The organism is Rhizobium sp. J15 (assembly GCF_002531825.1).
Lineage (GTDB): Bacteria > Pseudomonadota > Alphaproteobacteria > Rhizobiales > Rhizobiaceae > Rhizobium.
Map to the genome: position 1 here is coordinate 112,706 of NZ_NWSX01000014.1, position 21,013 is coordinate 133,718.

Below are 21,013 nucleotides of genomic sequence, written 5' to 3' on the forward strand. Positions count from 1 at the left end.
CCTCCCTCAATAAATATCCGGTTCGCCGGCGCTTTTGCCGAAGCCGGTTTCGAGAAAATCGAAGTCGCAGCCCTGGTCGGCCTGCGTCACATGGCGGGAGAACATCCAGCCGTAGCCGCGCTGGAAATGCGGCTCCGGCGCCTTCCATGCATCACGGCGGCGGCGGAGTTCGGCCTCGTCCACCAGCATGTCGAGCCGGCGGTTCGGCAGGTCGAGGCGAACGATGTCGCCTGTTCTGAGCAATGCCAGCGGGCCGCCGACATAGCTCTCGGGCGACACGTGCAGGATGCAGGCGCCGTAGGAGGTGCCGGACATGCGCGCGTCCGAGATGCGCAGCATGTCGCGATGCCCCTGCTTGATCAGCGCCTTCGGGATCGGCAGCATACCCCATTCCGGGAAGCCCGGTCCGCCGAGCGGTCCGGCATTGCGCAGCACGAGGACGTGGTCGGGCGTGACGTCGAGATTTTCGTCATCGATCGCCTTCTTCATGTCGGGATAGCTGTCGAAGACCAGCGCCGGCCCCTGGTGCACATGATATCTGGGGTCGCAGGCCGCAGGCTTCATCACGGCGCCGTTGGGGCAGAGATTGCCGCGCAGGACGGCGAGCGATCCCTCGTGATAGACCGGGTTGGAAAGCGGCCGGATGACGTCGTCATTATAGACCACGGCGCCGGCCAGGTTCTCGCCCATGGTCTTTCCGGTGACCGTCATCGCCGTCAGGTCCAGCCTGTCCTCGAGCTGCTTCATCAGCGCCCTGAGGCCGCCGGCATAGAAGAAGTCCTCCATCAGATAGTCCTTCCCGGAGGGGCGGACATTGGCGATGAGCGGCGTCACCCGTCCCAGCAGGTCGAGATCGTCGAGCGTCAGGTCGATGCCGGCGCGCCGGGCCATCGCGATCAGATGGACGACGGCGTTGGTGGAACAGCCGGTCGCCATGGCGACGATCGCGGCGTTGCGGCACGCCGCTTCGGTGACGATCCGGTCCGGTCTCAAATCCTCCCAGACCATTTCCACGATCCGCCGGCCGCAGGCGGCCGACATCCGCTGATGATTGGCGTCGACGGCAGGAATGGATGATGCCCCCGGCAGCGTCAGTCCCATCGCATCCGCGATTGCCGTCATGGTACTGGCCGTTCCCATCGTCATGCAGGTGCCGGCGGAGCGGGCGATGCCGCCCTGAACGCCCAGCCATTCCGCATCGGTGATGTTGCCGGCTCGGCGCTCGTCCCAATATTTCCACGCGTCCGAGCCGGAGCCGAGAATCTTGCCGGCGTAATTGCCGCGCAGCATCGGCCCGGCGGGCAGGTAGATCATCGGCACTCCCGCCGACAGCGCGCCCATGACGAGGCCCGGCGTGCTCTTGTCGCAGCCGCCCATCAGCACCACGCCGTCAAGCGGATGCGAGCGGATCATCTCCTCCGTCTCCATCGCCAGCATGTTGCGGTAGAGCATGGAGGTGGGTTTGGTGAAGCTTTCGTCGACCGACAGCGACGGCAGTTCGACAGGGAAGCCGCCGGCCTGGGAGACGCCTCGCTTCACGTCGTGCACGCGTTCCTTGAAATGGGCGTGGCAGGTATTGAGCTCCGACCAGGTGTTCAGGATGCCGATGATTGGCTTGCCGCGGAAATCTTCCTCGGCGTAGCCGAGCTGCATCATGCGCGAGCGATGGCCGAAGCTGCGAAGGTCATCAGGCGCGAACCATCGCGCGCTTCGCAGCATGTCCGGCGTTTTTCTGTGTGTCATGAGGATACCTTCTCGGGATGGGAAAATTGCATTCGCGGCTATTCCTTCATTCCCCATTTTTGGATGGTGTGGCGCTCGATCGTCTGGAAGACCAGATTTTCGACGATCAGGCCGATGATGATCACGGTCAAGAGGCCGGCGAAGACTGCCGGAATATCGAGGAGGTTGCGGTTCTCGAAGATGAACCAGCCAAGGCCTCCCTGGCCCGAGGAGACGCCAAAGACGAGCTCGGCGGCAATCAGGGTGCGCCATGCGAAGGCCCAGCCGATCTTCAGGCCGGTGAGAATGGAAGGGAAGGCGGCCGGCACGAGGATCCGCAGCACATAGGAAATCGCTGTCAGGCCGTAATTGGCGCCGACCATGCGCAAGGTGCGCGAGACGCCGAGGAAACCGGAATGGGTATTCAGCGCCACCGCCCACAGAACCGAATGCACGAGCACGAAGACAAGGCTGGAGGCGCCGAGGCCGAACCAGATCAGCGCCAGCGGCAGAAGCGATATCGCCGGCAGCGGGTTGAACATCGCCGTCATCGTTTCGAGAAAATCCGTGCCGATGCGCGTGTTGATGGCGAGCACGGTCAGGAGTGCGGCGAGCACGGTGCCGAGCGCATATCCCATGAACAGGATCTGCAGCGTTGTCCAGATGCGGGCCGGCAGCGTGCCATCGGCGAAACGGTCGACCAGCGTGACGATCGTGTCGCTGAGCGTCGGGAACAGAAGGGGATTGTCGAGATAGGAGGCGTAGACTTGCCAGACGATTGCCAGCGTGAGGATCAGCAATGTCTTGCGTAGTGCGCCAACGCCCCAGAGCGTTTCGAATGCACTGAGCCTCTGTTCGACCGGTTTGACGTTGTCGTAGGGCTTGGCGACCTCGACATCGGGCGCGAGAATGATGTTTGCGGACAACATGGTTCTATTCCTTGTGGCCGGGTTCCGAGGAGAACAGCAGGTTATGGATGTCACGCTCGAGCGCCGCGGCGCTGCCGTCCTCATGGCTGACCTTGTCGACATCGACCACTTCCGCCTTGACCCTGCCCGGATGCGGCGACAACAGCAGGATCCGGTTCGAGATCTTGATCGCTTCGGCAATCGAATGGGTGACGAAGATGACGGTGAACTTGGTGTCTTCCCAAAGCTGGAGCAGCTCGTCCTGCATTTGCCGGCGGGTGAGGGCATCGAGCGCGGCGAACGGCTCGTCCATCAGGAGGATATCCGGCTGCATCGCCATGCCGCGGGCAATGGCGACGCGCTGCTTCATCCCGCCGGACAGTGTGTGGGGATAGCTGTCGACGGCACGCGTCAGCTTCACCTTGTCGATATACTCGCGCGCCAATGCTTCGGCTTCAGCCTTCGGCAGCTTGCGGGCGACCAGCAGCGGAAACATGACGTTCTCGAGCACGGTTTTCCAAGGCATGAGCTGGTCGAACTCCTGGAAGACCATCATGCGGTCAGGCCCCGGACACTTCACCTGCCGCCCATTGATATGGATGGAGCCAGCCGCCGGCGTCATGTAGCCGCCGACGGCTTTCAGAAGCGTTGACTTGCCGCAGCCGGACGGGCCGAGCAGCACGAACCTGTCGGATTGGCTGACGGAGAAACTGACGCCCTCGGTGGCGGTGACCAACAGGTTCGGGGTCTTGTAGCGCAGCGTCACATTGTCGACCTTGAGGAGGGGCTCTCTTTCGATCGCCGGCGCGGTCTCGTTGCCGGTGCGGGCAATGGCCTGAAGCATTGGAATTACTCCTTGAAGAGGGGAGAGCGGCGGGTTTAAGCGCCGCTCCCGGGGCCGTCAGTTGCCGTTGAGATAGGCGGAGTCGGGCAGGTAATAGTCGGTCCAGGCTTTCGGCATGGTCTTGAGCGTACCGATCTTGTGCAGGTGCTCGGCAAACTTCATCGTACCCTGCGGGTCGGTGCGCCATTCATCCATGCCCGGTTCCTTCAGCATGGCGAGCAGATCATCGAGGCTGGTCTTGTCGCCCGATACCGTCTTGTAGGCTTCCAGGGCGGCCTTGGGGTCTTTCTTGATGAAGGCGACTGCTTCTTCCGTCGCTTCGCGCAGCGCCTTGACGATCTTCGGGTTGGCATCGGCGAATGCCGTGGTGGTGAAGAAGGTCGCCTGCGTCAGCGCACCTCCGAGAATCTCCTTGGAATCGGTCACCCTGTGCACGCCTTGCTGCTTCAGTTCGATATATTGGAAAGGCGGCGCCGAAAAATGGTTCTTCACTTCGTGGTTCGGGTTGGCGATTGCAGCAACCGCATCCGGATGTCCCAGCTGAACGGTGTTGGAATCGAATGACTTGACCTTGTCCTCGCCGAACATTTTCGCCGCCGCCATCTGCAGCAGGATGGCCTGGGTCGATACGCCGACGGTGGGCACGGCGATCTTGTCGGAGGGCGTAATGTCCTTGAGCGACTTGATGCGCGGGTCATTGCTGACCATGATCACCGGCTGCGCGGAGCTGGTGATGATCCCCTTTACCTTTCCCCTGGTACGGTCCCAGAGCAAAAGCAGGTTGCCGGTGCCGGTATTGACGACGTCGACGTTGCCGGCAAGCAAGGCATCCGTCTGAGCGCCGCCGCCGCTGAAGGTCCGCCATTCGACAGTCACATCAGCCACACCCTCGGCGGCCGCGTGCTTTTCGATCAGCTTCTGCGTCTCCATCACATGACTGGCGAGATAGAGGATGCCTGGCTGGCGGGTAATCGAGATGGCTGTCTTTTCCTGGGCCTGGCTGGCCGAAGCAAGGCCGAGCGTCAGGGCCGCGGCCGCAAGACAATGTTTTAGAATTTGCATCTGGTCCTCCCAAAGGATGCGGGCAAGAGCCCTTTGCCGCCCTCCCGAGGCGGATTTCTTTATTGAAGCACTAATGCATCAGTGCATCAACCCAAGAAATGTGATCTAGTCGATTTGCACGACGCGGAACAAGGGCAGGGACATGAGCGGAATGGTTCGGGAAAGCCAGTTGGATCGGTCACGACAGGTGGCGCTGCAAATCCATGAGATATTGCGGGCGAGGATACTGACGGTGGAGCTTGCACCGGGGACGGTATTGTCCCGCGCCTCGCTGCAGCTGGAATTCGGCGTGAGCCAGACCCCTGTACGCGATGCCTTGATGCGGCTTCAGGAAGAAGGACTTGTCGAAGTTTATCCGCAATATGCGACCGTTGTCGCCAAGATCGACACCGACCATGCGAGGCAGGCGCAATTTCTGCGACTATCGATCGAGCTTGAGGCGGTGCGGCGGCTAACCGAAGAGGCGCCAGGCGAGACGGCGGCGGAGCTGCGCGAGATTCTGGCGCGGCAGAAGGCGGTTCAGTCTCCGGAAACTTATGACATCTTCGACGACATTGACCGCGATTTTCACCGGAAGCTCTACGAGAAGGCGGGCATATTGCAGCTTTGGGCCAATGTCAGGCGCCAGAGCGTGCATCTCGACCGGTTGCGGCGCCTCAACCTCCCGATGCCGGGCAAGATGCAGACAGTCCTTGCCGACCATGAAGCCATTATCGACGCTATCGCGTCGGGTAAGCCCGAAGCGGCGACGGCGGCGCTCAGAAAACATCTGTCCGGCACACTGTCGATCATCGATCTGATCAAGGCGCAGTACCCGGATTACATTCGGGGTTAAGGCCTGCCGAACGCCCGACGAAGAGTATGCCTCACGCAATCTCCCGGCGTTAGGGTTCCTCAATGCCCGCCAGGGTGGCGACGCATGATCTCTATCGAGAGAGGTTTCCATGACGATGAGGAAATATACCGCGGAAGCAATTGGTACGTTCTGGCTGACGTTTGGAGGCTGCGGCAGCGCCGTTATCGCGGCGGGCCTGCCGAATGTCGGAATCGGCTATCTCGGAGTGGCGTTGGCATTCGGGTTGACTGTCGTGACCATGGCCTACGCCATCGGCCATATCTCGGGCTGCCACTTGAACCCGGCCGTCACGATCGGCCTCGCAGCAGGCGGACGGTTCCCGGCAAACCAGATTGCCCCCTATATTGTTGCTCAAGTGGTCGGCGGCGTTATCGGCGGCGGCGTGCTTTACCTGATCGCCAGCGGCAAAGCCGGATTCGATCCCTCCGCCGGCTTCGCTTCGAACGGCTACGGCGAACATTCACCCGGCCAATACAGCCTGTTTGCATGTTTCCTGGCAGAACTGGTGCTGACGGCGGTATTTCTCTTCATCATCATGGGGTCAACGCACGGCAAGGCGCCTGCCGGCTTTGCGCCGCTTGCCATCGGTCTCGGCCTGACGCTCATCCACCTGATGAGCATCGATGTCACCAATACATCGGTCAATCCGGCGCGCAGCACGGGCGTGGCGGTCTTTGCCGGCGGCTGGGCCGTTCAGCAACTGTGGTTGTTCTGGTTGGCGCCGATCGCCGGCGGGGTGATCGGCGGCGCGCTTTACCGCTGGCTCAGCCATGAACCGGATGGCGTCGTCATCGGAACCGCGCCGGCGGAATGAGCGGGAAAGGCACCGCGACCGGCCCTTGCCCCGCCGGTCGCGGCGGATCTGCTGACGGCGTTGCGAGACGCTGCATCCATAATTAGGTTGCAAGGCGCACGGCCAGCGGGATTTCAAGGAAAGGTAATGATGCGAGACAGCTTGTTGCCGGCCGCTGTGATCTTTATCTCAGCCCTCGCCATTGCCGGCGCCATTCTCCTGCGCCCCACCGGCTTCGATCGGTGCCTGGATATCGTGTCGTCCGACATCAACCGCCAGGCCGGCAGCGCAACGCTGGACCCGAGGGATGTCGAAGCGCAGGCGGCCCGGATTTGCGCGGGCAATGACGCGAGGTAATTTTTCCCCCTGCGCACAAGCGCACTGGAAGTCTACCCTCCGCCCATCCGCAACCGCTCGCGCACGTATCCGCGGCGCAGCTTTTGCGCAGTAAAACGAGACTGAACATCGGCAGCCTCTGCAGCCGTATCGAAGAACTCGATCTTCTGCCGGCCATTCGTGCCGATCCTGCCCCAGCGGCGAACAAGCGCGCTGCCTCCGAATAGACTTGGCTCGACGGACAGGCTGTAGAAACGCGCCATATTCCGAGCGTGATCAATCCTGTAAAGCAGCGTCATTTCAGTGTCGGCATCCATGTTCGCATCATCGGCCGCACTGTTTCCGGCGTCCAACGAGTTTCCTGAATCGATCCCGGCGGATCGATTCATCCCCGTGATGCATTGTGAAACTGAACACCTCTGGCGCCTTGCAGCGGTTCAGGGCATCCTATGATGGCTGAAGATTGTGTTTATGGCAGTTGGAGGAAGGCCGATGCGTTGCTTTACCGTGCTTGGACCCTCGCAGACCGGAAAATCGACAGTCGTGGAAAAGCTCGGCTCCCTGGAGGGGACGCCGAGAAAATCGAGCTCCCCTTATGGATTGAACCTCACAGAGTTCACCTTCGGAAACGAGGCTTGGTGCGCACTGGATGCGCCAGGACCCAACGAAGCGTTGGCGCACGCGCAGCACGCGCTTCTTGCCAGCGACGCCTGCATATTGTGCGTTTCATCGGCACCCGAGGAGGCGGTGCTCGCCGCGCCCTATCTCAGGATCGTCGAAGCTTCGGGAACACCTTGCATCCTCTTCGTCAACCGGATGGACGAACCGAGAGGGCGGTTGAGGGACGTGATCGCCGCGCTTCAGGACTACGCCAACCACACCCTTTTGCTTCGCCAGGTCCCGATCCGCGAGGGGGACAGGATCATTGGCAGTTGCGATCTGATTTCGGAAAGGGCGTGGCGCTACCGGGAAGGCCAGACTTCGGCGCTGATCGCAATCCCCGAAAGCACTGCCGAGCGCGAGCACGAAGCGCGCACCGAGCTGCTGGAACACCTGTCCGAATTTGATGACTGGCTTCTCGAGGAACTGATCGAGGACCGCGAGCCATCCAGCGACGCGCTCTATGCCATTTCATCACGGGTTCTCAGGGAAAACAAAATTATCCCGGTCCTGATCGGTGCCGCAAGTCACGGCAATGGCATGATGAGGCTGATGAAGGCGCTGCGCCACGAGGCGCCGCCGGTAGGGATTCTCAGGCAGCGTCTCGCTGATACGGGCTCTGTCGATGAAGGCAAGCTGGCGGCCGTGAGCTTTCATGCCTATCATCGCCAGAATGTCGGCAAGACGGTGCTCGTGCGCGCACTTGGCGAGGGACTGCGGCAAGGCGCATCGCTCGGCGGCTCCAGCCTCGGCGCCGTCCAAAGTCTCGCAAACGGGCGGTCCAATGCGCCGGTTCTGCCTGCGCCGGGGGATGTCTTCGCGACTGTTAAGTCCGACCACCTGTCCCTCCCTTCGCTGTTGACCTCCGGCGCGGTGGTCGCCCCGCCTGAGTGGACGGAACCACCCACGCCGATGCTTGAAAGGATCCTGGTTCCGGGCAGCGAGCGCGATGAAAACAAACTTTCCGAAACGCTGGCGAAACTTTCCGAGACGGATCGCGGCCTGAAAGTCTTGCAGGAGGAAGGCACGGGCGCTCAACTCGTCCGCGCCCAAGGACCGGTGCATCTGCGTGATCTCTGCCGAACGCTGGCGGAAGTCTTTCACATCTCCGTGACCGACCGAACGCCCAGCCCAACCTACCGCGAGACGATCGCCAAACCATTGGAGGTTCATTACCGCCATCGCAAACAGACCGGCGGTGCCGGGCAATTCGCGGATGTGAAGCTGAGCATTCACCCCAATGAGCGGGGCCAGGGCTTCACCTTTGGCGAAACCGTCAAGGGCGGCGCCGTTCCGCGCAATTACTTCCCCGCCGTCGAAGCGGGGGCGCGCGAAGCGATGGAGAAAGGACCGCTAGGTTTCGAAGTCATCGATGTCGGCGTAACGCTGTTGGATGGTCAGCACCATACCGTCGACAGTTCGGAACACGCTTTCCGGACTGCATCGAAAATGGGGGTGCGACAGGCGTTTTCCGAAGGATCGACCGTCTTGATGCAGCCGATCTTCCGCACGGAGTTCCACATCCCGTCGCTTTATTCAGGCAGCCTTGTCCAGATCGTCGCCGCTCTCAACGGTCAGGTTCTCGGCTTCGACCGAGATGAAGCCGCCAAGGGATGGGACATCTTCCGGGCGCTCGTTCCGGGCGGCGCACTTGAAGATCTGGCGCGGTCGCTGCGCTCGGCGACGCAGGGCATTGGCTATTTTTCCAAGAGCTTCGATCACTTCGAGGAACTATACGGCAAGGAAGCGGACGCCATTGTGAGGGCAAAGGAGAAATCAGCCACCGCACACTGAAACATTCGCACGACTTCATGCCCGTTCACAGAGCCGGCCTCACGCCCGCCCTGACGTGCCTGCAACGTTTGCAGTTCCTGTAGCATAGGCCAGCCGTTGAGGGCTTGCTTACCGGGGATGCAGTGCTTTGGGGAGTCGATCAGTTCGCCGATGGCGATCATGTAGAATTCGACCATTGGTATGCGGGCTCAAGTCGTTTGGCAAATCAACCGCGTTCCCGATTGCCCAGCAGGTGAAACCCGCCGTCGGCTGCTCCGTTTCTCTCGATGAGTTCGCAGGACAGCGGGTTCCCGTCTCGAAGAGCTCGATCTCGACCGCGCCGGCCCCTATCTCAGGATCGACGATCGCTGCCGCACCTCCATGCGCGGCATCTATGCGATCGGCGACGTGACCGGCGAACCGATGCTGGCCCACCGGGCCATGGCGCAAGGGGAGATGGTGGCGGAGATCATCGCCGGCAGGAAGCGGGCCTGGGACAAGCGCTGCATCCCCGCCATCTGCTTTACCGATCCCGAAATCGTCAGCGCCGGTCTCTCGCCGGCGGAAGCGAGGGCGCAAGGTTATGAGATCCGCACCGGCCAGTTTCCGTTCAGCGCCAACGGGCGGGCGATGACCATGCTGTCCGAAGAGGGCTTCGTGCGCGTCGTCGCCCACGCCGACACCAATCTCATTCTCGGCCTGCAGGCAGTGGGGGCGGGTGTCTCCGAACTTTCGGCGGCCTTTGCCCTGGCAATCGAGATGGGCGCACGCTTGGAAGATATCGCCGGCACCATCCACGCACATCCGACCCGCAGCGAAGCGATCATGGAGGCGGCGGCGAAAGCTTTAGGGAGCGCGCTGCATATCTGAAAGGGATGGCGGGCTCCTGGCATGGTTGTTGTATTCCGCTTACCGCAGGAAAGACCGGCCCTTATTAACTTACTGAAATAAATATAAACGCCACGCCAACCAGAAGTTAAAGGCCGCTTGGCTTCCGTTACCCGGCTGCAGCTCCGGGCTAACCAAATGGCTGTCCGTCTCGATCATGGAGCCAGGCGGTCCTTCTTGAGCCGCAATCCCCGCCCTCCGAGTCGAACGGCACAGCAGAAGACAATGATTAAACCGAACATTACGGGTGTCAAGGATCCCGCAGTCCGGGGGGTACAGCAGTCCGCTATCGTCTACTCCTCTGCACCCCATGGCAGGCGCTTCTCGGCTATTCCGCATTGCTGTGTTGAAAGCGCACACGTCCCTGATTTAGGCACTCAAAAAAAGTCGATATGGGGTGCATCTCCGCGTCGCCGCAGATCGCAGCCCACCTCGTTGTGTCGTGGAGGAAAGTCCAATTGGGACGCCCCGCCTGCGAAACTGCTGACTTCTGAAGCCACCCTAGCGCTCAATTGCGTTCAGCCGCAGCTCTTCATGGAGACATTCCGTTCACGAGCGCTAATTATTTGGCGCAATAATGAGGCCCCGACCGAGGGGCACCGAGCGATCATGAGCGCATCTCCGGCACTCGCCTGCCGGATACGGCCGAAGGGCCGCATTCGTGGCGCAGCCTCCGTGGTTGCCTTTGTCGATCGCAACTGATGCGCATCAGCGTCAGCTGGATTGCGGTCAATTGCCATCAAAAAACCGTCGCCACGCCGCTTGCACGGGCTGCCGTTAGGGGCGGCCGGCGCGAAAGGAACTGCCACTTTCATGCTGCTGGGGCTATCCGACGTCTTTGTCGAACAGTTGATGGATGTCCGCCAGGCGCCAGTGTTGCCGGCTCGCATACGCTTTTGATCGCGCTGCTGAACTCGATGGTCTCGGGGCTGGTCGCCGACAGACGAGGATCTCCTCCTTGAGCCTTCCTCCTAATCGCGCTGCTGACGTTCGAACAATGATGACGGAAGCAGGCGTGGGCTCGGGTGAAAGGTGACGTCGTCCTGTGGAGCGGACAATCTTCGACGTTGCCCCGCGAAGGAACGTTGGCTGGCGCGTTGTCGGCTCCTGCAATCTCTTCCGGCATGGCTGGGGGAGGTCCAGCCTGACCGAGCTTCCTTTGCAGGCTCAGGCCTGCAGACCACTTCAAACCCGGGTTTTCATCCGTAGTCAGCAGTTATGAGGTCGCGCTCTCGCCGGCTTAAAGGTAATAGGGAACTCCCGAAGAGGAGAACGGGCGGCCGGAGACGCCTGTCAAAGCGCACCGATGGTGGCGCACCTCGCCTTTTACCTGGGGACATCTCTCGATCTTCGCCGCTGCATCCAAGCCACTGGCTCTCAACTCCTTATCATCTCCGGATGACATCTGGAACAGAAACAAACCCAGCACTGGGATGATGAAAAAGCCATCTGCACAATGGTCTCTCACAGATGCGACATGAGATTTCAATCTCCGCCTATGTCGAAACGCTGCAGCGCCTTATCGCGGCGGCGAAGCCACTAAAAATCCATTAAGCTATTGCAGGGGTTTGAGAAATTGCTCGATTTGACGGCAGTCAACACGACGCCTCGTAACCAGGCCGGCCGTTTCCCTCGAGCCCGGGATCTACTCAACGCACTGCTCCACCACTTTTAACCGATTGCAGCCTCTCCAATCCTTGCCTGAAATCAAGAATCACAGATAATGACGCCATTTCGCTGATTTCGGCGATTCTATCGACATAATGGCCAGAGGCACGATGAACGCGTTCACTTCGTTACCGTCATTCGAATTCGACGACAAGATCCTGATGCAGGGCGCGGAGATATCGCGCAAGCTCGATCAATTGCGTCTCGAGAATTTTCCGCCGGATGCGAGGAAGACGCTTCGTCAATTCTCGGTGGCCGAAGTTGCTCACTATTTGGGCGTCACCCCCAGCAATCTGAAGCGCCTCTATCTCGACGGCAAGGGCCCTACCCCAACGACGATGTCGGGAAACCGCAAGTATTATACTGCGCAGCAGATGATGGAACTGCGCTTCTTTCTCGACCGAACGGGGAAGACGGAAGCGAAGCGATATGTTCCGCACCGCAAGCAAGGCGACAAACTTCAGGTCATTGCGGTGGTCAATTTCAAAGGCGGTTCTGGCAAGACGACGACCGCAGCGCACCTTGGCCAGCATCTGGCTTTGACGGGGCACCGGGTTCTGGTGGTCGACCTCGACCCGCAGGCGTCACTCTCGGCTTTGCACGGTTTTCAGCCCGAGCTGGACAGGAACCCATCGCTTTACGATGCGCTGCGCTACGACGATGAGCGCAAGCCCATTTCCGACATCATATTACCTACCAATTTCCCGGGTCTCGATATCGTCCCCGCAAACCTCGACCTGCAGGAATACGAGTACGACACGCCACTGGCGATGCAGCAGGCTGGTTCCGAAGGAAAGCGGTTCTTCACCCGCTTCGGGAAGGCGCTCGAGGAGGTAGAGAGCCGCTACGATGTCGTCGTGGTCGACTGCCCTCCACAGCTTGGATATCTTACGCTGACAGCACTTACGGCTGCCACGTCCGTATTGATCACGGTCCATCCGCAGATGCTCGACCTGATGTCGATGTCGCAATTCCTGCTGATGCTGGGCAACATCACGAAGACGATCAAGATGGCTGGCGCCAATGTGCGCATGGATTGGCTGCGTTACCTCATCACCCGTTTCGAACCTTCGGATATTCCTCAAGTCCAGATGCTGGGCTTTATGCAGTCGATGCTGGCCGAAGAAATTCTCAAGAGCCAGATGGTGAAGACGACGGCGATTTCCGATGCCGGCCTGACGAAACGCACCCTTTATGAACTGGACCGCTCGAATTTCACGCGCGAAACTTACGATCGCGCCATCGAATGCATGGATGCCGTCAATTTCGAGATCCAGGGCTTGATCCACAGGGCATGGGGAAGACTATAGCGATGTTGACGGCCGTCAAAACGAGAACAATAACCTGTCAAAACAACATAATATCGAGTTTTCGGGGATAACAGAATGGCTCGCAAGAACCCGTTCATGAACGTCATGACTAACGCCGGCCCCGATGAAAGCCGCGTGGCGCTCGACTACACAATCAAGGGGGCGTCCAAATCGATCCTGAGCTCTATCGACGAGATCGCAGCTCGCGCGGACCGGTTGCTGGAGGGCGAAACTATTGTTGAGTTGGAACCTGATCTCATCGATCCGTCCTTTGTCCGGGATCGCATCGAAGATGACGAGCAGGAGTTTGCGGAGTTGCGTTCGGCAATCCATGACCGAGGTCAGGATAGTCCCATCCTCGTGCGTCCACATCCGAAGGCGTTAGGACGCTACATGGTCGTGTTTGGCCATCGGCGGCTGCGTGCGGCTAGGGAGCTCGGCAAAAAAGTCCGCGCTGTCGTCAAGCAGCTTCAGGACAGGGATCACCTCGTCGCTCAAGGCCAGGAGAATTCGGCGCGTGCCAACCTCTCCTTTTTTGAGAAGGCAATGTTTGCAAGCGAGATCGCACGACTCCATGTCGATGGAGACAACGCGATCATTCTTTCTGCCCTCTCCCTGGACAGGGCCACCCTATCGAAAATGCTGGCAGTGGCGAGCATGCCTGGTGAGGTGCTCGACGCTGTCGGCGCAGCGAAGGGGATTGGCCGGGATCGCTGGTACGAGCTGAAGGCGTTGTTGGACCGGCCGACAAATTTGGAGAAGGCGCTCGCTTTCGTGAAGTCTGAAGAATTCGGCGACAAGAAAGGGGATGATCGTTTCAACGCCTTGCTCGCATATGTGAAAACGTCGGGCCGGGCGAATTCGACAAAACGGATCCGCAATACGAAATGGGTTTCAGAGGACAAGTCGGTCGCCATTGATTTGAAGAGCGACGGGCGGACGTACACGCTTGCTTTGAGGGCCAAAGACGCCCTCGGTTTTGGAGATTTCCTGTCTGAGAACCTGTCCAATTTGTATCAGACCTATCGGAGTCGAAAGGTTCAGTAGGACAGGATAAGCGCGCAATGGCAAAGGGGTCGCGGGCGAGCTCCTGAAAGCTTCCCCGCCCGCCTCGTCCTGCAGCAGCGCCTTACCAATCTAGACTTTGATCGGGTTGCGCGATCGACAATCGGCGGGGATGTCCGCCGCGGTTCTGCATGCGGTCCTTCGCGAGCCATTTTGTCGGTCATGAGCAGACCTGCGGCTGAGGCAGGAAAACCGGGCGACCGTGTTGAGTTTCTGAGGTGTGTTCATTGCGAAGCCGATCAGTGGACTTTGCTATTTAGCACTGGCGTAACTGGTGCGGTCGATACCGGCAGGCGCTAGTTCTACACCGGTTTTCTAAAAAGAGCAGAAATTCAGGATCTTCAGGGCCGGCCGTCGGCTAATTCTACGCACTCTCGCGCTTTCAGGCCGTCTAAATGGCCAGAGCACACTGCCTTCACCAACTCCAGTAGGATAGCGGTCCGCTCCGCCAGCCAGGCGAGGGCCTCCTCACTGATTTCGAAATGTTTTGAATACCGCGCTTTCACGTATGCTTCGTTTAGGGTGTTGAACCATGCACGCTCACGATGCTGGTCGCGAGGAAAGGCTTCAGCTAGGCGCCGGTCCTGCTCCTCGGCGAGCGAACGGAGAAACTTAATATTATGGGAAGGTGTGCCGTAGTTCGTCAGCGTCAGGAGAACACAGGAATAAGCCTGTTCTAGAGACTGATGAAACGCGAATGCGGCGCGTTTTCGCTGTTGCCTCGTGCGAGCGTAATCCGCCCACTCAGAAAATTCTTTTGCGGCGACGAATCGGTCTTCGAAGTGCTCCTTCGCAACGCGCAGGCGATCCGCCCGTGAGAGCGGCCGCGGCTCCGCAAGAGGTTCGTCGTCGAGTTCGTAGAGAACAATCCCTTCCTTGCGGATGTCGGAGAAGAAGTATTGCCCCTCCTTGAGGTAGGAATTTACCTCGCGCCTGGAGTGGACGATGAAACTGACCGGCGTCTCGATCGACTTGTCGTGGATCAGTCGGTCAGCGGCCTTGTTCCAGTACTCTGCGAACTCGCAGAGCTTCCGGTTGTTGACGATGATCAGAAGATCAAAATCGGAGCGGTATCCCTTCATCGTAAAGGGCTCATCGACCCATCCACCCTTCGCGTAGGAGCCGAACAGGATGATCTTCAGAATCCGCCCACGTTTCTTGAACTCCGCCGTGCCGTCCCTCAGCACGTCTTCGAATTCCTCGTGTAGAATTTTCAGAACGCGTTCGAGCTCACGTTTGCGAAGCGGAATATGATCGATAGACGACTTCATGGCACTATCGATAGGCGAAACATTGGATATCGTCTACCGTCAGTTTCGCGACACCGCAGGCGTATACTTACTGTCGTTTGACGATTTGGGTGTCGTAGGGGTGCAGGTGCCGCGCGAGAGAAATATAGGCCAATAGGATATATGCGCCACCGAGGGATAGGTCGCTTCCGATAAGCATTACTTATCGGAAGTGAGGCCAACAACCCACTTTCATACCAAGTAAGGAACACTAACTTTAAGATAGAGTTCGTTTAACAAATCGTTTACCATGATTTCAATGTCTTACGATTTCGGAAAGTTGCCAAACTCGACCCTGATTGGCCCCGCTTTTGAAGCGGGCATCGTGCTGGCGCGTCTCGACGAGCGCATCGCCCGTTCGCCAGTCGGGCAGGGTTTTGTCGAACGGACCCACTTCACCGATGCCTGCGCCTCGCTGTGGATCGACGGCGAACTTGTTCACCTTGAAGACCTAGTCCTCCACGACGACACCCGCGATATTCGCACACCCACCCATGAACTGACAATCGCTCGCGACGTGCTGCGTACCCGCCGGCGCATCGCCGCCCAACAGCCCGGCTGGGCTTTTTCCACCGACGGGCTTCGGACGCTGCGGCAGACCGCGGAGATCATGCCGGCCGACGCTGACGTGGCGGAGGCGATCGGCGCAAAGCAGCCTGTCGATGTCGAGCCGATAGGGGAGGGGGACGACGCTGACGGCGGCGAAGGCCTTCCCGGTGTCGACTATGCCGCCATCGATGCGGTGCTCGCCCGATCCGAGGCGGCGATCGAAGAAGCCAGAAAACCCGGCCGCGTCAGCGCGGCGGAAAAAGATCCGCTGGTCTATGATCTCGACTGGGACGAGGATGCGCGGCTGGAGGAATGGCGCAGCATCGTGCGGCAGGCGCAAGACTTGCCGGCGGTGCTGCAGGCGATCGTCGCCCTCGATGCGTGGAACGAATTGTCGGTGCTGCAGCACGCGCCCTGGCTCGGCCGGCTGCTGGCAGCATCGATCCTGCGCCAGGCCGGCGTCACCACCGGCGCCCATCTGGTGGCGATCAATCTCGGCCTGAAAACCATTGCAGTCGATCGGCGCAGACATCGTGATAGCGAAACCCGGTTGGTCGCCATTGCCCACGGGCTCATCGCGGCCGCCGAGATCGGCCTGAAGGAGCATGACAGGCTGGCATTAGCGCGGCAGATGATGGAACACAAATTGTCGGGAAGACGAACGTCTTCAAAACTGCCGGAGATGGTCGAGCTGGTGATGGCGCGTCCGCTCGTGTCGGCCGGGTTGGTGGCGAAAACGCTCGACGTCACGCCACAGGCGGCGCGGCGAATCGTTTTGGAACTCGGCCTCAGGGAGATGACGGGGAGGGGGAGGTTTCGGGCTTGGGGAGTGACCTAGCCTTTTCTCCACGACCGTCATCAAGGTACGTCCGTCACGACGCCTGCCACCTTATGTGATCGAACTGCAGGCTCCCAATCCAGTAGTTGAAGACCTCTGCCATAGCGTTGACCTTTTCGAACGGAGGCGCTTGTGGACTTTGAAAATGTTGCCGAGAATTTTCTCAATATTGCAAGTACGCCCGTAACCTATTAGAATACACGCTAAAGGCGTACGCACAACATATCGCGGAACTCCGCTGTTATCTGAGGGAGTGAGATCTAGCGGGGGCTAGGTTCATCCGACGAAATTAATGCGTAATGGCTTTCCTCCAGTCGCAAGTTGTCAGCTTCGTGCTCGGGCACGGTGAGCTATCAGCAGTGGTCGCTCGGCAGATCAAAACCCCCGGGAGCCATAGGCTCATCCTCCAGGAAAAGAGCGGGACCAGCAAATCCGCGGTAGCGGAGGCTGTCGCTCGGAAGTGTGAAGCTTCCGGAATGTACGTGCTTGCCTTGCGCGGCGATCGCGGACGGCTCGACTATCGCTATCATCCGCTGGACGGGCTTCGGCTTCGAACGGGGGCGACAGATCTGGTATCGGGTGGCTTGGGCACCGTGTGGGAGGCAATCGGCGAATCACGGCAGGCTCTCGTCAACATCGACGAGCGATTTTGTCTGCAAGGCTATAGCATTTCGTAAATCGAACCGAGCTTTTTCTTGTAGTTTTCAGTCTCAGAAGGGCGGTATGCGTTGGAGTGGATAAGGAGGCAGCTTGAGACGAAACATTGTTGCGTCATCTTATTTTGTATCGTGATGATCCCGCGAATATTGTCTTTAGTAGGGTTTACGACCGGGGCGATAACGATAGACGTGTTTACATACTCCGCCAGTCCCGTGAAAAAAATTTTACCGCCGGAGTCGAAGATGAAACCGTCGCATTTCCGGTAGACATTATCGCTCAGCATTCTGAAGCTGAATACGGGGATAAATGGTTCGACAATTTTGATTCTTATTTGGTTCAAACCCAGAAGTGCCGCGGGGATATTCGAATAAAACTGGTACGTTCCGACGTACCTTGTGAGCCCATATTGGGTATCTTCGCCCGCCCGCATCTCTCCAAGAGAGAAGCGATAGTTGTCGTAGTAAGATATAGAATCCTTCTCATGCAAAGTCGCGATGATACGGTCAAGGGCCCCATTTTTGACCAACGGCGCTTTCTCCGCGTTTTGCGGATTAGACAGCCAGTTGCGTAACGTCCGTTCGGTGCACACGCCCTTGATGGCCGAGTAAAGCTCCCGGGAGCGACCGCTAGCGAGATATTTCTGAAGTAGCTCGATCTGGCTCGCGATGACTGAGCCCTTGTGAGGTGCGGAGAGCGACGGGTTTATCATACAATCCTACCAAAATTTCCGGTTCTCGGAAAAATTACTGACGTTTCCGTCAAAAACTAACCATGCCAGAAATCGATATGATTGAAAATTTCTGATTTGCGGAATTGCGTCATAATTATGCTTGACTGCTTGAAAGCAAGACAGCCATTCTGATTACGAAAATTGCGGGGACCGACGATGACGCTTCGCAGATTAAAGGACGTCTTTGGACTTGGCTGTATAGCGCTTCAGCTCTACATCGCGCTCGCCGCATACCATATGCTTCAGAACACCATGTCACCGGACGAAATCTGGGCCATCATCTTTATGATCGCGCCTGTCGGTGCCGTGAGTGTTTCAACATACATTCGATATAAGTTCACAGACGATCTCTTCTACCATGAAGCAAAGACGTCAAACGACGAAAGGGTCAGGCGAAGCACTGCAGCGCTGGCCGTCGGGATGATCATTGCTATCGGATTGTTGGTTACGTTCATCATCCACTCATATGTGAGCGCAGGCTTGGTCACCGGGCCGATGATGAAGGTCGCCATGGTTGGCATTGAGTCTGTAACCGGCGGCGGTCTTCCCGTCGTGGCGGAGTTTCTGTTCAAGAAAAGGGTATTGCGGTCTGCGTCGCCCGGTCGGAAACGACACTCTGGGGATACGGCAGTCGCTCAGGAGGCAGCTGATGGTTAGCCTCGGGAGTGGATTTAAAAAGCTTCTGATGATCGCTACAGTCGCTGTCTCCGTTACGTCCTGTCAGAGCGCTTTTAAAGACCCGACAGTTTACGCAGGACCATCCTGGATGAAGCCAAATGACGGCTATGTGTCCATGTTCAGTCGGACAAACACTGGTTACCCAACGACAAAAGTCGCCTGGACCCGACCAGATTTCCAACAGGCAACCGATGCGAATGACTGCACGGGCCTCGTATGTCGGGTGAGGGTTTCGGTCGCACCAGTCGCGATGCTGCCCACCCATGCTTATCCTGCCGAGACGATGGCGTGTATTCAGTCGATACTGGACGTCAAAAAGGCGAAACTGGAACTGATACCGCGACCACCGGAAGAGCGCGGCGCGAAAGTTCGTTTTACAATTGGCGGTCTCGCGAGGTACTTGGCTCTTAAAGCCGAAAACAAATACGAAAAACTGGACATCATTATCTCTTATTTCGGCTACGCAGGATCGCAGGGCGATATGCGTGTGCAAGTGGCAATCGACAGGGCGAGGTTCGGACGCTTCGACAGTGGCTATCTTAGCCAGCCCCCGGAAGACCGGCTTAACGCGTTCGACATGCTCGACGAGGAAAAGCTGCAGGATTTCAGCGATGTTCTCGCAGACAAGCTTACCGGTTGCATCGGTGGAGGATTGATCAGACCCTAGTTCGGGGCCCGCGTCCTGATCGTAACGACCTCGCGCGCTGGGTGTCGGCCCGCGGGCAGGGAAGCGACCTAGGGGGCAGGACAAAATCAGTGCGAAATCGTACGCCAACCGAATTCGTCGATAGTTTCCGTAGTTTGACGTCTGTGCCAACTATGAAGCTTTAGGCTAAATGGTACTGAGCGCGTGGTTTTGGGAACGAAACCAATCTCAAGCATCAATTTTCCGGCTAAACGTACGATTTCGCACTGATCTTGTTCTGACCCTTGAGGCTCGTATGCCGCTCGGCGTCCGCTGGAGCTGTAAGCCGCTCGACTTTCCAAGCAAGGTACAATGACCGATCCGCCTGAAGGCCACTAGATCACCACAGGAATGAATGTCGCGTCTAGCGGCTCTTCGATAAGTTTGAACTCGAGATTTGCTGTTTCGAGCCCCCCAGCATCATGAGGGCGGATGATGATCGTCATCTTTGACAATGAAGGGCCGTCATGAGCAAGCCACTGCAACACGGAGTCCGAGCCTCCTTTGACTTCGAAATCAACAGTATCCGCTGTATTCTTCTTCGTAAGATAGTGTTCTACTGAACTCGCGGTTATATCCGCGATGCTCAGCAGATCCAGGTGGCCGAGCCCACGCTCTTTGAATGGTGCCGCTCCGCCAAAGACCGGAAATTTGCATTCGGGGTCGGTATAGAGCCCGACCGCCCTTGCGAAGAGTTCAAGCGCTCGTCGGTGGACATCCTCATTGGCGCAGATTGTGTCATTGTCCGACATCCAAAAGATCTTCTGGCCCGACTCTGCGAGAAGACCTACAAGGAAAGCGACTGCGTGCACCACTCTCAGTAGTTTCTCGGCGCTGCCTGGCTTCCAGTTTCCTAGTCCGTTCTCTTTGAGAATCTCTGACAGCTCGGAGAGCGTCTCTTTTTCATTGCGGCCGAAGACGGTCATCACCCTTTTGTCGATGACCACTGTGAGTAGAAAGCCGTGCAGAAGTAGATTTGCGGTCTTTAGATAATCCGGCAGGGCGCGCCTCATCTGCCCCATGCGGAAGTCCTTAAATGCGATCTCCTTCTCGCCGAGATCAAAGGAGGATCTGATGTCTTTCATTCTTTTCAGAAACGGACCGCAGGTGTTCCAGCCGCATACGAGATACGAATACGTATGATAATCCCCGCTTGATTCCCCGGCGTAATCGGAGAAGACCGCGACAGTTTCGTTCCCGAATGCCGTTAGGTCGGGAAGAACGAGCTTGCCTCTCGCGTGCGATTTCAAGATCATGTCCTGAAGGATGTTCGCAAGTTCGGAGTATTCTGATTTCAGCTCGTCTCGCAAGACCTTTAAATCTGGGTTCTTCCAAGCGAGCTTGTTCGCGAACTCAATCAAGAATCGCACTTGTTCCGGCGTCGGCCCAAAGTGTTTCTGTTCCTTCATGCAAAAACTGCTCCTAGCAACGTGTGCCGGCAATGTGGGAACAACCGATGAAACGGAAGCTCAAAGCAACCGGAGGCGAGCTCGCAAGGGAGGGGTCGCCGCACGTGCCTTGAGACGCCGTCCGGGGTAGTATTCGTGCACACCGTTGCAGGTGGTCGCGATACAACTGTTGATAAACTAAGCTTCGCTGTGAATTCAAGGTAAGCTCGGGCTCCCGCGTCAATGATTCTCGTATTAAATCGAAATATGTTTGCTATGGAAAAAGGAGCGCGTTCCCTTTATGTTCCATA

The 21,013-nt window shown here is 58.3% G+C and carries 18 protein-coding genes and 1 pseudogene; 11 read left to right on the forward strand and 8 right to left on the reverse strand.

What is annotated here, in order from left to right; translation table 11 throughout:
* Positions 1–6: 6 nt before the first annotated feature.
* From araD to CO670_RS14950, 4 genes are read right to left on the reverse strand one after another with little or no spacing between them, the layout of a single operon-like run.
* Complete coding sequence (gene araD / locus CO670_RS14935; RefSeq protein ID WP_097590937.1) at positions 7–1,743, reverse strand: L-arabinonate dehydratase; 1,737 nt, start codon at positions 1,741–1,743, stop codon at positions 7–9.
* 38 nt (positions 1,744–1,781) lie between these two features.
* Complete coding sequence (locus CO670_RS14940) at positions 1,782–2,651, reverse strand: ABC transporter permease (RefSeq protein WP_097590938.1); 870 nt, start codon at positions 2,649–2,651, stop codon at positions 1,782–1,784.
* Between the two features lie 4 nt (positions 2,652–2,655).
* Positions 2,656–3,474, reverse strand: a complete 819-nt coding sequence (locus CO670_RS14945; RefSeq protein WP_097590939.1) for an ABC transporter ATP-binding protein — start codon at positions 3,472–3,474, stop codon at positions 2,656–2,658.
* Between the two features lie 57 nt (positions 3,475–3,531).
* The gene (locus CO670_RS14950; RefSeq protein WP_097590940.1) at positions 3,532–4,536 is read right to left on the reverse strand and encodes an ABC transporter substrate-binding protein; all 1,005 of its coding nucleotides are present in this window, start codon (positions 4,534–4,536) and stop codon (positions 3,532–3,534) included.
* 142 nt (positions 4,537–4,678) lie between these two features.
* On the opposite strand from CO670_RS14950, the gene CO670_RS14955 reads away from it, so the two are divergent.
* The 3 genes from CO670_RS14955 (at position 4,679) to CO670_RS14965 (ending at position 6,542) form a co-directional block, all read left to right on the forward strand.
* Complete coding sequence (locus CO670_RS14955; RefSeq protein ID WP_097590941.1) at positions 4,679–5,371, forward strand: GntR family transcriptional regulator; 693 nt, start codon at positions 4,679–4,681, stop codon at positions 5,369–5,371.
* A 109-nt stretch (positions 5,372–5,480) separates the two neighbouring features.
* Positions 5,481–6,206 (forward strand): aquaporin Z, encoded by a 726-nt coding sequence (aqpZ, locus tag CO670_RS14960; RefSeq protein ID WP_097590942.1) that lies wholly within the window; start codon positions 5,481–5,483, stop codon positions 6,204–6,206.
* A gap of 126 nt (positions 6,207–6,332) precedes the next feature.
* Positions 6,333–6,542 carry a hypothetical protein gene (locus tag CO670_RS14965; protein WP_097590943.1) on the forward strand — a complete coding sequence of 70 codons (210 nt, stop codon included), beginning with the start codon at positions 6,333–6,335 and terminating at the stop codon, positions 6,540–6,542.
* Positions 6,543–6,574: 32 nt separating this feature from the next.
* Here the strand turns inward: CO670_RS14965 and CO670_RS14970 are convergent, their stop codons facing one another.
* Complete coding sequence (locus CO670_RS14970) at positions 6,575–6,874, reverse strand: WGR domain-containing protein (protein ID WP_245425827.1); 300 nt, start codon at positions 6,872–6,874, stop codon at positions 6,575–6,577.
* A 139-nt stretch (positions 6,875–7,013) separates the two neighbouring features.
* Here CO670_RS14970 and CO670_RS14975 point away from each other — a divergent pair, with 139 nt between their 5' ends.
* From CO670_RS14975 to repB, 4 genes and pseudogenes are all read left to right on the forward strand, one after another.
* Complete coding sequence (locus CO670_RS14975) at positions 7,014–8,975, forward strand: elongation factor G (protein WP_097590944.1); 1,962 nt, start codon at positions 7,014–7,016, stop codon at positions 8,973–8,975.
* Between the two features lie 276 nt (positions 8,976–9,251).
* Positions 9,252–9,824: pseudogene (locus CO670_RS14980) on the forward strand (FAD-dependent oxidoreductase); the annotation flags it as partial.
* Positions 9,825–11,620: 1,796 nt separating this feature from the next.
* Positions 11,621–12,820 carry a plasmid partitioning protein RepA gene (repA, locus tag CO670_RS14985; RefSeq protein ID WP_097590966.1) on the forward strand — a complete coding sequence of 400 codons (1,200 nt, stop codon included), beginning with the start codon at positions 11,621–11,623 and terminating at the stop codon, positions 12,818–12,820.
* A 75-nt stretch (positions 12,821–12,895) separates the two neighbouring features.
* A complete protein-coding gene (gene repB, locus CO670_RS14990) occupies positions 12,896–13,867 on the forward strand; it encodes a plasmid partitioning protein RepB (protein ID WP_097590945.1) in 972 nt (323 codons plus the stop codon).
* 359 nt (positions 13,868–14,226) lie between these two features.
* On the opposite strand, the gene CO670_RS14995 is transcribed toward repB, so the two are convergent.
* The gene (locus CO670_RS14995; protein WP_097590946.1) at positions 14,227–15,156 is read right to left on the reverse strand and encodes a nucleotidyltransferase and HEPN domain-containing protein; all 930 of its coding nucleotides are present in this window, start codon (positions 15,154–15,156) and stop codon (positions 14,227–14,229) included.
* Between the two features lie 268 nt (positions 15,157–15,424).
* Here CO670_RS14995 and CO670_RS15000 point away from each other — a divergent pair, with 268 nt between their 5' ends.
* On the forward strand, positions 15,425–16,561 hold the full coding sequence (locus CO670_RS15000) for an RHE_PE00001 family protein (RefSeq protein ID WP_097590947.1): 1,137 nt from the start codon (positions 15,425–15,427) through the stop codon (positions 16,559–16,561).
* 476 nt (positions 16,562–17,037) lie between these two features.
* Complete coding sequence (locus CO670_RS32520; RefSeq protein ID WP_141502280.1) at positions 17,038–17,238, forward strand: hypothetical protein; 201 nt, start codon at positions 17,038–17,040, stop codon at positions 17,236–17,238.
* Here CO670_RS32520 and CO670_RS15010 read toward each other — a convergent pair.
* A complete protein-coding gene (locus CO670_RS15010; RefSeq protein ID WP_097590949.1) occupies positions 17,223–17,930 on the reverse strand; it encodes a hypothetical protein in 708 nt (235 codons plus the stop codon). The two genes, CO670_RS32520 and CO670_RS15010, sit on opposite strands and share 16 nt — an antisense overlap.
* A 177-nt stretch (positions 17,931–18,107) precedes the next feature.
* On the opposite strand from CO670_RS15010, the gene CO670_RS15015 reads away from it, so the two are divergent.
* Both CO670_RS15015 and CO670_RS15020 read left to right on the forward strand, forming a co-directional pair.
* The gene (locus tag CO670_RS15015) at positions 18,108–18,608 is read left to right on the forward strand and encodes a hypothetical protein (protein ID WP_097590950.1); all 501 of its coding nucleotides are present in this window, start codon (positions 18,108–18,110) and stop codon (positions 18,606–18,608) included.
* A 109-nt stretch (positions 18,609–18,717) separates the two neighbouring features.
* Positions 18,718–19,296 carry a hypothetical protein gene (locus CO670_RS15020; RefSeq protein ID WP_141502283.1) on the forward strand — a complete coding sequence of 193 codons (579 nt, stop codon included), beginning with the start codon at positions 18,718–18,720 and terminating at the stop codon, positions 19,294–19,296.
* Between the two features lie 353 nt (positions 19,297–19,649).
* Here the strand turns inward: CO670_RS15020 and CO670_RS15025 are convergent, their stop codons facing one another.
* Positions 19,650–20,723 carry a hypothetical protein gene (locus CO670_RS15025; RefSeq protein ID WP_097590952.1) on the reverse strand — a complete coding sequence of 358 codons (1,074 nt, stop codon included), beginning with the start codon at positions 20,721–20,723 and terminating at the stop codon, positions 19,650–19,652.
* Positions 20,724–21,013 lie beyond the last annotated feature (290 nt).

Bases quoted from the DNA above. Each gene is read 5' to 3' on its own strand.
- araD (WP_097590937.1), bottom strand. From the start codon at position 1,743: ATGACACACAGAAAAACGCCGGACATGCTGCGAAGCGCGCGATGGTTC.
- CO670_RS14940 (WP_097590938.1), bottom strand. From the start codon at position 2,651: ATGTTGTCCGCAAACATCATTCTCGCGCCCGATGTCGAGGTCGCCAAG.
- CO670_RS14945 (WP_097590939.1), bottom strand. From the start codon at position 3,474: ATGCTTCAGGCCATTGCCCGCACCGGCAACGAGACCGCGCCGGCGATC.
- CO670_RS14950 (WP_097590940.1), bottom strand. From the start codon at position 4,536: ATGCAAATTCTAAAACATTGTCTTGCGGCCGCGGCCCTGACGCTCGGC.
- CO670_RS14955 (WP_097590941.1), top strand. From the start codon at position 4,679: ATGAGCGGAATGGTTCGGGAAAGCCAGTTGGATCGGTCACGACAGGTG.
- aqpZ (WP_097590942.1), top strand. From the start codon at position 5,481: ATGACGATGAGGAAATATACCGCGGAAGCAATTGGTACGTTCTGGCTG.
- CO670_RS14965 (WP_097590943.1), top strand. From the start codon at position 6,333: ATGATGCGAGACAGCTTGTTGCCGGCCGCTGTGATCTTTATCTCAGCC.
- CO670_RS14975 (WP_097590944.1), top strand. From the start codon at position 7,014: ATGCGTTGCTTTACCGTGCTTGGACCCTCGCAGACCGGAAAATCGACA.
- repA (WP_097590966.1), top strand. From the start codon at position 11,621: ATGAACGCGTTCACTTCGTTACCGTCATTCGAATTCGACGACAAGATC.
- repB (WP_097590945.1), top strand. From the start codon at position 12,896: ATGGCTCGCAAGAACCCGTTCATGAACGTCATGACTAACGCCGGCCCC.
- CO670_RS14995 (WP_097590946.1), bottom strand. From the start codon at position 15,156: ATGAAGTCGTCTATCGATCATATTCCGCTTCGCAAACGTGAGCTCGAA.
- CO670_RS15000 (WP_097590947.1), top strand. From the start codon at position 15,425: ATGATTTCAATGTCTTACGATTTCGGAAAGTTGCCAAACTCGACCCTG.
- CO670_RS32520 (WP_141502280.1), top strand. From the start codon at position 17,038: ATGTACGTGCTTGCCTTGCGCGGCGATCGCGGACGGCTCGACTATCGC.
- CO670_RS15010 (WP_097590949.1), bottom strand. From the start codon at position 17,930: ATGATAAACCCGTCGCTCTCCGCACCTCACAAGGGCTCAGTCATCGCG.
- CO670_RS15015 (WP_097590950.1), top strand. From the start codon at position 18,108: ATGACGCTTCGCAGATTAAAGGACGTCTTTGGACTTGGCTGTATAGCG.
- CO670_RS15020 (WP_141502283.1), top strand. From the start codon at position 18,718: ATGAAGCCAAATGACGGCTATGTGTCCATGTTCAGTCGGACAAACACT.
- CO670_RS15025 (WP_097590952.1), bottom strand. From the start codon at position 20,723: ATGAAGGAACAGAAACACTTTGGGCCGACGCCGGAACAAGTGCGATTC.